The 12109-nt window shown below is 36.5% G+C and carries 15 protein-coding genes; 2 read left to right on the forward strand and 13 right to left on the reverse strand.

Annotated elements, in window-relative coordinates; translation table 11 throughout:
• Window positions 1-147 precede the first annotated feature (147 nt).
• The 7 genes from QRE67_RS16575 to QRE67_RS16605 form a co-directional block, all read right to left on the reverse strand.
• Window positions 148-630: a coproporphyrinogen III oxidase gene (locus tag QRE67_RS16575; RefSeq protein ID WP_286121281.1), complete on the reverse strand. Its 483-nt coding sequence runs from the start codon at window positions 628-630 to the stop codon at window positions 148-150.
• Window positions 631-782: 152 nt separating this feature from the next.
• Window positions 783-1181, reverse strand: a complete 399-nt coding sequence (locus QRE67_RS16580; RefSeq protein ID WP_286121282.1) for a hypothetical protein — start codon at window positions 1179-1181, stop codon at window positions 783-785.
• A 135-nt stretch (window positions 1182-1316) separates the two neighbouring features.
• A complete protein-coding gene (locus QRE67_RS16585; RefSeq protein ID WP_286121283.1) occupies window positions 1317-2051 on the reverse strand; it encodes a MerR family transcriptional regulator in 735 nt (244 codons plus the stop codon).
• 162 nt (window positions 2052-2213) lie between these two features.
• On the reverse strand, window positions 2214-3017 hold the full coding sequence (phnE, locus tag QRE67_RS16590) for a phosphonate ABC transporter, permease protein PhnE (protein WP_286121285.1): 804 nt from the start codon (window positions 3015-3017) through the stop codon (window positions 2214-2216).
• The gene (gene phnE / locus QRE67_RS16595; protein WP_286121286.1) at window positions 3014-3811 is read right to left on the reverse strand and encodes a phosphonate ABC transporter, permease protein PhnE; all 798 of its coding nucleotides are present in this window, start codon (window positions 3809-3811) and stop codon (window positions 3014-3016) included. The genes phnE (QRE67_RS16590) and phnE (QRE67_RS16595) overlap by 4 nt, the downstream gene beginning before the upstream one ends.
• Window positions 3808-4581, reverse strand: coding sequence for a phosphonate ABC transporter ATP-binding protein (gene phnC / locus QRE67_RS16600; protein ID WP_286121288.1), 774 nt, complete (start codon window positions 4579-4581; stop codon window positions 3808-3810). Before phnC ends, phnE (QRE67_RS16595) begins: the two co-directional genes overlap by 4 nt.
• A gap of 123 nt (window positions 4582-4704) precedes the next feature.
• Window positions 4705-5637 carry a phosphate/phosphite/phosphonate ABC transporter substrate-binding protein gene (locus tag QRE67_RS16605; protein ID WP_286121289.1) on the reverse strand — a complete coding sequence of 311 codons (933 nt, stop codon included), beginning with the start codon at window positions 5635-5637 and terminating at the stop codon, window positions 4705-4707.
• Window positions 5638-5824: 187 nt separating this feature from the next.
• Here QRE67_RS16605 and QRE67_RS16610 point away from each other — a divergent pair, with 187 nt between their 5' ends.
• Window positions 5825-7408 carry a bifunctional metallophosphatase/5'-nucleotidase gene (locus QRE67_RS16610; protein ID WP_286121290.1) on the forward strand — a complete coding sequence of 528 codons (1584 nt, stop codon included), beginning with the start codon at window positions 5825-5827 and terminating at the stop codon, window positions 7406-7408.
• A gap of 256 nt (window positions 7409-7664) precedes the next feature.
• Here the strand turns inward: QRE67_RS16610 and QRE67_RS16615 are convergent, their stop codons facing one another.
• Both QRE67_RS16615 and QRE67_RS16620 read right to left on the reverse strand, forming a co-directional pair.
• Window positions 7665-7904 (reverse strand): DUF896 domain-containing protein, encoded by a 240-nt coding sequence (locus QRE67_RS16615; RefSeq protein ID WP_286121291.1) that lies wholly within the window; start codon window positions 7902-7904, stop codon window positions 7665-7667.
• Between the two features lie 45 nt (window positions 7905-7949).
• Window positions 7950-8606, reverse strand: coding sequence for a YneB family resolvase-like protein (locus QRE67_RS16620; protein WP_286121292.1), 657 nt, complete (start codon window positions 8604-8606; stop codon window positions 7950-7952).
• A gap of 141 nt (window positions 8607-8747) precedes the next feature.
• On the opposite strand from QRE67_RS16620, the gene lexA reads away from it, so the two are divergent.
• A complete protein-coding gene (gene lexA / locus QRE67_RS16625; RefSeq protein WP_286121293.1) occupies window positions 8748-9368 on the forward strand; it encodes a transcriptional repressor LexA in 621 nt (206 codons plus the stop codon).
• 29 nt (window positions 9369-9397) lie between these two features.
• On the opposite strand, the gene QRE67_RS16630 is transcribed toward lexA, so the two are convergent.
• The 4 genes from QRE67_RS16630 to QRE67_RS16645 all read right to left on the reverse strand — a co-directional run bounded on the left by QRE67_RS16630 (window position 9398) and on the right by QRE67_RS16645 (window position 12050).
• Window positions 9398-10198: a DUF4097 family beta strand repeat-containing protein gene (locus QRE67_RS16630; RefSeq protein WP_286121294.1), complete on the reverse strand. Its 801-nt coding sequence runs from the start codon at window positions 10196-10198 to the stop codon at window positions 9398-9400.
• 5 nt (window positions 10199-10203) lie between these two features.
• Complete coding sequence (locus tag QRE67_RS16635) at window positions 10204-10746, reverse strand: DUF1700 domain-containing protein (RefSeq protein WP_286121295.1); 543 nt, start codon at window positions 10744-10746, stop codon at window positions 10204-10206.
• A gap of 4 nt (window positions 10747-10750) precedes the next feature.
• A complete protein-coding gene (locus tag QRE67_RS16640) occupies window positions 10751-11062 on the reverse strand; it encodes a PadR family transcriptional regulator (protein WP_286121296.1) in 312 nt (103 codons plus the stop codon).
• Between the two features lie 649 nt (window positions 11063-11711).
• On the reverse strand, window positions 11712-12050 hold the full coding sequence (locus QRE67_RS16645) for a YmaF family protein (protein ID WP_286121297.1): 339 nt from the start codon (window positions 12048-12050) through the stop codon (window positions 11712-11714).
• Window positions 12051-12109: the final 59 nt, after the last annotated feature.

Below are 12109 nucleotides of genomic sequence, written 5' to 3' on the forward strand. Positions count from 1 at the left end.
ATGTATCGACAAATATGTTGATGTTTTTTCGATTTTTTATAAAAAACTTAGTGAATTCCGTAATGTATGGGCATTCAATATGTTATACTTTTTCAATATCTATATTTTTCAAACAAAAGGAATTATCTGTTCATTTTGTTTTGATCATTAAACTCCGAAATGCAAAAGATATCCTTCCCCCTCTTTCACTTTATAGCATAGTTTAACTAAAGACTCTAATTCCGCACAAAGAATATCCCGATTTAAAAAAATCTTTTCATACTCTCCATCCGTATTACAATCACTCGTCCATTGAAATGATCCCGTGAGTTCTATTTTTTCAGGTGCTAACGAAAATATACTGATTAATGATTGATATAAATCAATCGCTTTTTCTGCTCCTTCTTTTTCAAATTTTGTAATACCATAATAATGAATTCCAAATCCCTTTTCTCTTTTTGCAGGAATGTATGTTGGAAGCCAATTTAAAAAATCTAACAAATATAGGACAATTTCATCACTTAATATGACACAGTCTTCAACTGCCGCATCTTTTTTATAACCAAAACTTTTTGCAATCCAATCAAAATCTTCAAAACTTAACTCTCTTTTTTCATGTGAAACAAACACAAATTCATGTTGTAAGGCCATAGTATCCCCTCCGCTTTTTCATCATCTCCCTTCATCATATAATAACCTGGAAGCATTTCCTTATTTTTCACCTAGAATCTGACCTTTTCACTAGTTACCGATAATCCCATATATAAATTGAGGGAACGTTTTTGTTAAGAGTGTCCTTCTCTTCATTTGAATTGCGAATGGACATTAATTGAATCATTACTTATTGATGTAGAACCAAGTGCTTGTACATGGATATGATCATGTAATATCCTCCCGCTCACATGCCACTTCAGAGACCATCCATCTGTTCCATCAGTATCATATCCGAGTAATTTCCTTTCTTTCCACGTAGCTGTACCTGTTGGAATAAGCCAGAACAACATAGTTTCTGTATGTTTTGCTTTCACATATATAATAATTTCTTTGGTGTCTTTTGGAACAGTAACCCAATTATCTATTTCAGGTATGTTTGTATATGTCTTTATAATCTCTGGAGCTTGTTCTTGTATCTGTGGTACATTCGCTAGATGCCAAGTGCTTATAGCGCCAAATAAGAATAAACTTTTACAAAAATGAAACATCCTATCACCTCATCGTCCATTAGCATTTCCTGAAACCTTCGTTATATAAATAACACTACAATTCCTTCTAATGGAACGAAAAAAGACGAACTTCTATATAGATAGAGAAGCTCGTCTTTTCAGTTATAAACAATCCTACTTTTTATTACGATCCGCATAAACCGCCATCGCATCACACATAAATTTTGCTAACCCTTCACCAAATCGATCGATATTTTTCGTAAAACGTTCATCATCGACATACATTTGACCTAATCCTTTGAATGCATCCAGTGAATACTCCCCAAAGTTTTGTAAATAGTCATACCATTCTTGAATTGCTTCTTGAGATTCTTCTGATTCAGGTGAACCATTGCGAAGAGTTGCAAGCTTCCTATAAATTGCATTAAATTCTTCTTGTGCCTCTTTCGGCATATTCGCTGCTTTTTTATTCGCCTTGTCGACTGCTTTATCCCCCCAACGCTCACGTGCTTCTTGTTCATATGGGTTATGGCTAAAGTCAAAGCCTTCAAATTTTTCTTTGTTCGTCATTTGAATTTCTCCTTTTGTATGTTGAATTGTCTTATCAATCGTCGCAATCACTTTATCCAGTCTAGAACGCTTCTCCACCAACATTTTACGGTGTAACATGAGCGCTTCCTCACGATTAAATGAAGGATTATTGATAATTTCTTTAATTTTCTTTAAAGGGAAACCAAGTTCTTTAAAAAACAAGATTTGTTGCAACATCTCCAGATCCTCATTGGAATAAAGGCGATAACCAGATTCGGTCGTTTCTCCCGGGGTTAACAACCCGATTTCATCATAATGATGTAGTGTGCGCACACTAATACCAACTAAATCCGCTACTTCTTTCACTCTCATTTTCATCGTTTTTGCCCTCCCTCAGTACATACAATAAAGTATAACGTAACGTTAGAGTCAATAAGAAAAGATAAAAATAATAAAGATTTATGAAAGAAAGACCTTCCTCCTTTTTAGGCAATGTATATACCTAAAATAGAGGAAGGTCTCTCACATGAATAAGGCGAACTATACAATCCGTTTTCGAATAGAACTAGAAATAAAGTCAATGATGATAACCATTATTATAATCCCAAGCAAAATAATCCCTACACGTGACCAGTTACGAGAACTTAAGGCAAAAATTAGCGGTGTTCCAATTCCACCCGCTCCGATTACACCTAAAATAGCCGCTGAACGAACGTTAATTTCAAAGCGATAGAGCGTGTAAGATAAGAAGTCCGGTAATACTTGCGGCAATACCGCATACCAAAGCACTTGAAAGCGATTTGCTCCAGTAGCAACTAGCGCCTCGGTAGGTCCCTTATCTATATTCTCAATCCCTTCAGAATATAATTTCCCAAGCATACCAATTGAGTGTAACCCTAAAGCTAAAACTCCGGCGAAAGAGCCAGGACCTACTGCTTTTATAAATAGAAGTGCCATGACTAATTCGGGGAACGTGCGGATAAAACTTAATACAAATTTCCCTGTGCCAGAAGTCATTTTTCCTGTACTCATATTTGTTGCAGCCCAAAACGCAAACGGCACACACAGAAAAGCAGATATAAATGTTCCTAAAACAGCAATCGCCAATGTATCAACAAGTCCGTGCAGTAAGTCCTCACCATCTGGTAAAGATACATAGCTCCAATCCGGATTAAATATTCCTGTCATAATGGCCTTTGTAATTTGACCAGCCGTTTCCTTAATACCATCAATTGGAACACCTGAAAACGCCCATATATATATTACCGCTAGTGCACCAATGATAATCCAGCGATATAAACTTGGTTTCTTTGGCTTTGGAATTGGTTTTGTCGTCCCATTCATAATAATTTCTCCCGTAGTATCGTACTCATATAGTCAATCATTAATACCACAATAAGTGTATAAATAATAATGGAAGCAGTTTGCTGATATTGTAAAAACCCAAGTGTTCGATCGTAATATAAACCAATTCCCCCAGCTCCGACTAAACCTAAAACAGCTGCGGCACGTACATTTACTTCAAATGTATACAATACGTAAGAAACAAAATGTGCTGTTACTTGCGGAATAACTGCATAAGCAATCCACTGCACTTTATTTGCCCCCACTGCTGTCATCGCTTCTAGCGGACCTTGATCGACAGCTTCAATCGATTCGTAAAGTAATTTTGCGACAATCCCAACTGAGAAAAAAGTAAGAGCTAAAATGCCAGGAAGCGGTCCAATCCCAAAGATTGCAACAAAAATTGCTGCCAATAATAAATCCGGTATCGTACGAATTAAATTTAATATAAATCGAGTTGGTCCATATAAAAAAGTAGAGGGGAACACGTTACTTGCTGATAGCAAGGCGAGCGGAATAGCGAGAATCGACCCTAAAGTCGTTCCGATAATCGCCATTCGAATAGTATCCAAAATTGCATTCGTAATTGCCCCAAAATAACTCCAGTCTGGTGGTACCATTTCTTTCAGCAAGTCCAGTATATTCGGAAGACCTGTTAACAACTTTGAAAAAGACGCATCTACTTGTACACTACTCCCCCAAAACAACAAAATCATAAGGATGATTGTTAACATATGTTTCAATTTCTTTGGAGGGGGTGGCATTGTTTTTCTGTTCAGGGTTACTTCGCTCATTTTGCTGCCCCTCCTAAAAACTCGTCTTTATGAACAGGGCGGTCATAAATTTCAGCGAACTTTTCATCTGTCGCTTCTTCTACTGGCCCATCGAAGACAATTTCTCCTGCATGTAGCCCAATGATACGGGTTGCATATTCTCTTGCTAAATCGATAGAATGTAAATTTACAATTGTTGTAATCCCGAATTCTTGATTGATTTGCTTTAAGTCATCCATAACCTGTTTCGTAGTGAGCGGGTCTAAAGAAGCAACTGGTTCGTCAGCTAAAATAATTTTTGCCTCTTGCGCTAGCGCTCTAGCAATGGAAACACGCTGCTGTTGTCCACCCGACAATTCATCAGCGCGTGAATATGCTTTTTCTAAAATGTTTACACGGTCTAATGCGCGAAATGCTAACTCCACATCTTCTTTTGGAAAGAGTCCAAGTGTTGTGCGCAATGTAGAATGGTATCCAACACGCCCGGCTAGCACATTTTTCAACACAGTAGAGCGCTTCACAAGATTAAAACTTTGAAAAATCATACCGATATCTCGGCGCATACGACGTAATTCTTTTCCTTTTGCCGCTGTAATGGATTGACTATCAATGATAATTTCCCCATCTGTAATTTCATGAAGACGATTAATAGACCGGAGTAACGTTGATTTCCCAGCTCCTGATAATCCTACTGTAACAACAAATTCCCCTTTATGTATCGTTACATTAATACCATTTAACCCTTTTGTACCATTGGAATATACTTTAGAAACATTACGAAACTCTATCACAAACCTTCCCTACTTTCCTAACGTTATATAAGCATAAAGTGAAAAAAAGGCTAACTAGCGGAAACCGAAAGTCGTTTCAGCTAGTTGGCCATCTTCAGTTATCATTTCAAAACATCATATATGTTACTGCGTTTTTACTTTCTTTCCGTAATCGCGAACAATATCAAATTTACTATCATCAGATTTGATATATCCTTCATGTGAATACACTTCTTTAATAATTTTATGCCCTTCTTCGTTCTTTCCAATTTCAATAAATGCATCTTGTAGTTTTTTCACCCAATCAGCATCCATGTCAGAACGTACAGTAATCGTATCGTTTGGAATTTCCTCTGTAAATTTCACAATTTTTGTTTGATCAAATACGTTTGGATAGTCTTTTTTTACAATGTTACGAGCATCCTGGAATACAACTGCCGCATCCACATCACCATTGAGAAGAGCAATAATAGATTGGTCATGCCCTTTTAATGTAACAGGTTTCACATCTTTTAATGGATCAATACCCTCTTTCATTAGAACAGCTGCAGGCCATACATATCCAGCAGAAGATGTCACATCTTGATAACCAATTTTTTTACCTTTTAAATCCTTAATACTATTAATGTTAGAATCTTTCTTTACGACGAACTCAGATTTATAAAAATCTACTAGATCTTTTGTCGGTTGTCCTGTTGCATCATCAACTCCAAAACGCTGTGCTTGAAGTATCACATTTGCTGCTTTTTTTTCATGTGCTAACACATATGCAGTTGGAGGTAAAAAGCCCACATCTACTTGCTTAGATGCCATTGCTTCTACAATTGTGTTGTAATTTGTTGAAATACTTACTTTGACAGGGATGTCAAGCTTATCGCTTAATAATTTTTCTAACGGTTTTGCTTTTGCTTCAAGCGTATCTGCATTTTGCGAAGGGACAAATTGAACATTTAATGTTTTGGGAACATACCCTTTTTTCGTATCTTTACTTCCACTTGTTTCCTTTGTTCCACACCCGCTTAATAGACCTACCGCTAATGCTACTGACGTACCCAATGCTAAAACTTTCTTAAACATGTCAAAGCCTCCAATTTTCGAATTATAAAATGACGAGCTGTAAACATGTAGAAATATAGCATATATTTTTCCAGTTCTTCTTTAATTTACAGAATCTTTACACTTTCTAAACATTCTATATATTACTCAATCATAATTATCTGTTATGCTTTATGAATAAGATAACAGTAAAAGAAGGTTGATAACATTGACTCCCGAAAACATTGTAAATATAGACATTTTGCTAACAAGTGATGTACATGGCACTATTTTTCCTATTCAATATCGGAATAACGAGAAAACAGAACGAGGAATCGCAAAAATTTCTACACGTATCGCACAAGAACGTGCTCAAAATGAACATGTACTCGTAATTGATAATGGTGATTTCATACAAGGAACTCCACTCACCTATTACTACGCCAAATATATGCAGGAAGAAAAAAATCCAATGTCCATCATAGCCAATCATATTGGTTATGATGCAGCGATTATTGGAAATCATGAATTTAACTATGGAATGGACATATTAAACAAAGCTGTTATGAACGCAAATATGCCTTACCTAGCCGCTAATATTTTAGATAAACAAACAATGAAGCCTTACTTTGGAAAGCCCTATCTCATCAAACACATACATCCTGATATAAAGGTTGCAATATTGGGCGTAACAACTCATTACATCCCAAACTGGGAACAGCCACATCATATTGAAAACTTAACATTTGAAGACGCTCTAGAATCAACAAAAAAATGGGCAGCTTACATTCGTGAAAAGGAACAGCCACACTTACTGATTGTGGCATACCATGGTGGATTTGAACGTGATTTACAAACAGGAGAGCCAACGGAAGTTTTAACTGGAGAAAATCAAGGATACGTAATGTGTCAAGAAGTAGAAGGAATCGATATATTGTTAACAGGACATCAACATCGTTATATTGCTCATACAAAAGTAAACGGTGTGGCAGTCTTACAGGCAGGCTGCAATGGGCAATTTTTAGGAAAAGTACATGTCTCCTTTACAAAACACAATAATAAGTGGATTGTTAAAGATTGTTATTCTGACTTGTTATCTGTAGAAGATGTTCCAGCAGATGAAACGGTACTTTCACTCACATCTACATATGAGAAAAAAACGCAAGAATGGTTAGATCAGCCAATTGGTACGATTGTTGGTGATATGCTGATCCACGATGTGATGCAAACGCGTTTACAAGATCATGCCTTTATTGAATTCATAAATAACGTGCAGATGCACGCGGCTGGTGGAAAGATTTCTTGTACGAGTCTGTTTCATAATGAAGCACCTGGCTTTCCAAATCGCATTACAATGAGAAATATTGTTTCGAATTATATTTATCCAAATACATTACAAGTGATTCGTGTTACAGGAAAAGATATAAAAGAGGCTCTTGAGCTATCTGCTACATATTTCACGCTAGATATGGACGGAAATATCATTGTAAATCCTTCTTTCATTGAACCAAAACCACAGCATTATAACTACGATATGTGGGAAGGAATTTCATATGTATTAAACATTTCAAAGCCAGTTGGACAAAGAGTCATTTCTTTACAACATGAAGGGTCTCCTATTCGATTTGATCAAGAGTATGATGTGGTCATGAACAATTATCGTGCAAGTGGTGGTGGAAATTATTCTATGTATCAAAATAAGCCCATTATAAAAGATATACCAATTGATATGTCTGAGCTTATTGCGAATTATATATTAGACCGAGGTACAATTGAAGCAACAACCAACCAAAATTGGCATGTTATCAAATAAGAAGTGATGAGTATATAAATACAAATTAAAAAACCGACATAAACCCCTTCTTTTTAGGTGGGAGAGAGCATCCGACCATGCATAGAAGCGGTCAGATCCTTTTCCTAAGTGAAAACAAAGAGAGAAAACGAGTGCAGGTCACCTCTTGTTATCCATAGCCGCGGCTATATGTCGAAAAATCAAAATGGATTTATATAGTACTAACATCCTTATCTATTTCTACTAAAATCAAAAAAAGATGGGCTATGCCCATCCTTTAATTTAGCTTTTCATTACCTTGCTTTTTTAACGCTTTTAATTTCGCCGGTGTAATGTCTTTACCTTCTTCGTTAACGACTTTGATCCCTTTTAATTCGTTTAACATATTTTGACGAAATCCTTTTAAATATTGTTCACGGAGCGATTGACGCTCACGTTGTTCTTCTTCAGTTAAACCTTCTGCTTTTGCCTTTTTCGCTAAGAAGTTAATGCGTTCAATGAGTTCGTGACTTAGCATCTCGAATCCCCTTTCTACTTAAAACTGTTTATTATCATACAATAGTTACTCTTGTTTATCAAGCATTTGCTTCGTATGCTCCACATAACGACGATGTACTGTCGCTTTTGATACATCATGCCCAAAACCACGGAGCGTTGCTGCAATTTCCTCAAATGTTAATTCATTACGGCGCAGACGAACAATCTCTTCAATTGGTACTTCTTTTTTTTCACGCCCTGTACTTAAATGACGGTTTTTTAAATTTTTCTCTGGACGAAATCCTTTTTCTACAGCTCGTTTCATCCCACGTTTTATCTTCAAATTATGAATTTTCCTCTGATATTCTTCTACTATACCAATAATATTTAGAACCATAGAATCAGAATCAGACAGCTGTAATTCACCATTATGTGTATGTGTATACACTTTTACCTCTTCTTTATGTAAACAGTGCATTAAAGCAATTTTTGCATTTCCTCTTCCGAGACGTGTTTCATCTTGAATCAAAAGCACATCGACCTGTTCATCACGAATCATATCCAGCACTTCTAATATCCCATCACGTTCAATGCTATAGCCACTCGCTTTTTCTTCTACAACTTTTATAACATTCATTTGATACAGCTTAGCTAAATGCAACAATTCATCTTTTTGGCGTGCTAATGATGTTTCCTGCGCTTCCTTCGTTGTGCTTACACGGGCATAAATGATTGCATTCATTTCGAAACCCTCTTCCTTATTTCGATTTTTCTATTAGTGTATCATGAATTGTCGTTTTGTTCGAACTTATGTTTGTAGAATGTTTTTTCGCATGTTATACTTATAAGTAAGAAAATTGAAAGAAAACGAGGTGTTGAAATCATGGAAAAGTTAACAAAACGACAGCAAGACATTCTCGACTTCATTAAGCTAAAAGTACAAGAAAAAGGCTATCCACCTTCCGTACGTGAAATCGGTCAAGCGGTTGGCCTTGCTTCTAGTTCTACTGTGCACGGACATTTATCTCGTCTAGAGGAAAAAGGTTATATTCGCCGCGACCCAACAAAGCCAAGAGCAATTGAAATTTTAGGATCCGACCGAATCGAAACGGATACGCAATCGGTCGTTCACGTACCGATTGTCGGAAAAGTTACAGCTGGTTCACCAATTACAGCAGTTGAAAGCGTAGAAGAACACTTCCCACTTCCTGCAAACCTCGTTTCTGGATCCGATAAAGTATTTATGTTACGTATTTCTGGAAATAGTATGATTGAAGCGGGTATTTTTGATGAAGACTTAGTTGTTGTTCGCCAACAGCAATCTGCTTACAACGGGGAAATCGTTGTTGCTTTAACAGAAGAAAATGAAGCAACTGTAAAGCGCTTTTATAAAGAAAAAGATCATTTCCGTCTGCAACCAGAAAACTCTTCTTTAGAACCTATCCTTTTGGATAAAGTGTCTATTATCGGAAAAGTAATTGGTGTATATCGTCATTTACACTAAAAAATAGACCAGTCGGACTGGTCTATTTTTTAGTTCGCTTCAATTGTTACATCCCCACCAGAAGTTTGTCCACTAATCTTTACTTTACCACTTCCAATTGTTACACTCTTCGTTTCTTCCTTAAAAATCTCCACTTCTCCAGCGAATGTTTTCCCACTTACTGTTGCATCTTTTGGTTTTTCTAGTAAACGAATATCGACATCTCCTGCTGTTGTGCTTGCTTTCACATCATATTTCGGATCATGATCGATAACATCCACATCTCCACCAGTTGTTTCTGCCACAACTTTACCACTTACTTTTTTCATATTCACTTCTCCAGCTTTTGAAGATCCTTCCACTTCACTTGCCGTTACTCGCTCTACTTCTACATCTCCACCAAGCGTTGACGCATTCACACGATCACTTTTCACATCAATTACTCTTATATCACCTGCTGACGAACTCGCTTTTATTTCCTGATATGAACGTTCCGGAACAATAACCGTTACTTTTGGTGTTTTAAATCCAAAAGATAAGAATGAAAAATCAAATGAAACTCCTTTTTTAATTTTCCCCTGAACTTTCAATGTATCTCCTTCTTCATCAATACTTACTTTTTGTTTCGCAACTCGCCCTGATTGCTTTACGTAAAAGGAAGAATTATTTCCTTTTTGAATCATAACATCTCCGGCATCTACATCAATTTCTAACTTTTTAATTGCTTTATTTTTAATAACTTTTTCTGTATCCCCTTTTTCCGCTTCTTCTACTGTTTTGGCATATGTTTGCGATATACCAATAACACCAACAATAATACAAGCAACAGCCCCTAACAATATCTTTTTCATCTCATCTACTCTCCTCTAATCATTTTGAGATTCCAATTGACATATTTCATACAAAAATTCCCAAACCATTTTGTACAGTAGTAAGCACCTATGCATAACAACAAACCAAGTCCGACAAACGTAATAGAAACAAATACCTCAAGCCATAAGAAAGTACCAGTTAATATTTTAATTACTACCAATAGTGGTGCCACAACGCTAACAACCCCACCAACCCAAAGTGCAAATATAAAACTTACTATTGCAATTAAAGGCCCTAATACAATAATAAAATTTAATAAACTAAGCCCGACCGCTGCCATCACAGCTCTTGTTATATTCGAAGCAGACGGATCTTTTTTCATCTCATCAAAACGATATAATGCCAACATTTCTTTCGCAATTGCTTTTGGTGAACCGAGCCCTTTAACAATTTCCCCTTCTGTCTTTCCTTCTTCTAGCCCAAACTGAAAATGTTCCTCATAATCGTATAAAATATCTTTTCTCTCTTCTTCCGGTAGCTTTCTAAGATGTCCCGATAATTCTCGAAGAAACTGTTCTTTATGCATTTCATCACACCTCTTCAATAATTTCTTGTACCCCTTTAGCAAAATCACGCCACTCCGTTACAAGTAAATGGAGTTGCTCTGCCCCTTGATTTGTTAATTGATAATATTTACGCGGTGGTCCTTCTGTCGATTCTTTTAAATACGTCTGAAAATATCCCTCTTTTGTTAATCGACGTAACAACGGATATACCGAACCTTCCGATATTAAAAATTTATTGGAAATTTGCTGAACGAGTTCATAACCGTAGCAATCTTTTCTTTTGACAAGTGCCAGTACACAAAGCTCTAACACACCTTTTTTAAACTGGACGTTCAAAGACAATCCTCCCTTCAATCAGTACTACTCAATACAAGGTACTTCCGTTACCAATAATATACCATTTACTATTATTCAATGCAAGGTACTAATGAATATTTAAAGGTGATTATTTCCAGTGATAGTCTTCATCTAGATTAACCTCATAAAGTGAAACTTTATGAGGTGGGGTTTTCTTCATCCTCCACACTAATTATTAGCCTTCACCAATCGGGCTTTAACGGGCAAACTAGCAACCTATCCACTAGTCAGCTCATTAACACTATCGTAATTTTTACTATATATAAATACAAATTAAAAAACCGACATAAAACCCTTCTTTTTAGGTGGGAGAGAGCATCCGGCCATGCATAGAAACGGTCAGATCCTTTCCCTGCCCCATGCCAAGTGAAAACAAAGAGAGAAAACGAGTGCAGGTCACCTTTTATTATCCATAGCTGCGGCTTATATGTCGAAAAATCAAAATGGATTTATATAGATACACCGAAAACTATCTTTTCTTCTACTATAATAAAGAACATTTTATAAAAAGGGACCATCCACTTTGTTTCGAGAGGTATAATGAAAAATTCCATATTTAACAATTTTTTAAAAAAGGAAAAGCTCACGGCATATTGAGACGTGAGCTTTTCCTTGAAGAATCATTTTCTTATTTATTACCTGGGGCGGGCTGATCTACTCCCTTAATACGATGCCTATGACCATTATCTTCGGTGGTATAAAAGTCGTAATAATGAACATGCATCCCATTTCCAACTGGAATGGCTGGTCCCGATTGTGCCTTATAATAATGGTTATGCCCATCTTCGAATACCACATATCCTTCTGTATAGTGTATATGTCCCCCCTCCTGTACTGGAATTGGTGGAGATGTTACATCTAAGCATTGATGCACATGACCTGCCTCAACAGATGTATAATCTACGGACCCATGATTATGATTCGGTACAAACCCAGAAACAAAATCACTTTTCCCTACCCTGTTCACACTAATCACTCCTTGTCCATAAATACAAACTCTATAAACTTATATGCTTAGGATAAGAA

The sequence above is a fragment of the Bacillus sp. DX3.1 genome, from assembly GCF_030292155.1.
GTDB lineage: Bacteria > Bacillota > Bacilli > Bacillales > Bacillaceae_G > Bacillus_A.

Coding starts and splice junctions, on each gene's coding strand:
- QRE67_RS16575 (WP_286121281.1), bottom strand. CDS start 630: ATGGCCTTACAACATGAATTTGTGTTTGTTTCACATGAAAAAAGAGAG.
- QRE67_RS16620 (WP_286121292.1), bottom strand. CDS start 8,606: ATGAATGCAATCATTTATGCCCGTGTAAGCACAACGAAGGAAGCGCAG.
- QRE67_RS16635 (WP_286121295.1), bottom strand. CDS start 10,746: ATGCATAAAGAACAGTTTCTTCGAGAATTATCGGGACATCTTAGAAAG.
- lexA (WP_286121293.1), top strand. CDS start 8,748: ATGGAAAAGTTAACAAAACGACAGCAAGACATTCTCGACTTCATTAAG.
- phnE (WP_286121285.1), bottom strand. CDS start 3,017: ATGAATGGGACGACAAAACCAATTCCAAAGCCAAAGAAACCAAGTTTA.
- phnE (WP_286121286.1), bottom strand. CDS start 3,811: ATGAGCGAAGTAACCCTGAACAGAAAAACAATGCCACCCCCTCCAAAG.
- QRE67_RS16615 (WP_286121291.1), bottom strand. CDS start 7,904: ATGCTAAGTCACGAACTCATTGAACGCATTAACTTCTTAGCGAAAAAG.
- QRE67_RS16630 (WP_286121294.1), bottom strand. CDS start 10,198: ATGAAAAAGATATTGTTAGGGGCTGTTGCTTGTATTATTGTTGGTGTT.
- QRE67_RS16605 (WP_286121289.1), bottom strand. CDS start 5,637: ATGTTTAAGAAAGTTTTAGCATTGGGTACGTCAGTAGCATTAGCGGTA.
- QRE67_RS16580 (WP_286121282.1), bottom strand. CDS start 1,181: ATGTTTCATTTTTGTAAAAGTTTATTCTTATTTGGCGCTATAAGCACT.
- QRE67_RS16585 (WP_286121283.1), bottom strand. CDS start 2,051: ATGAAAATGAGAGTGAAAGAAGTAGCGGATTTAGTTGGTATTAGTGTG.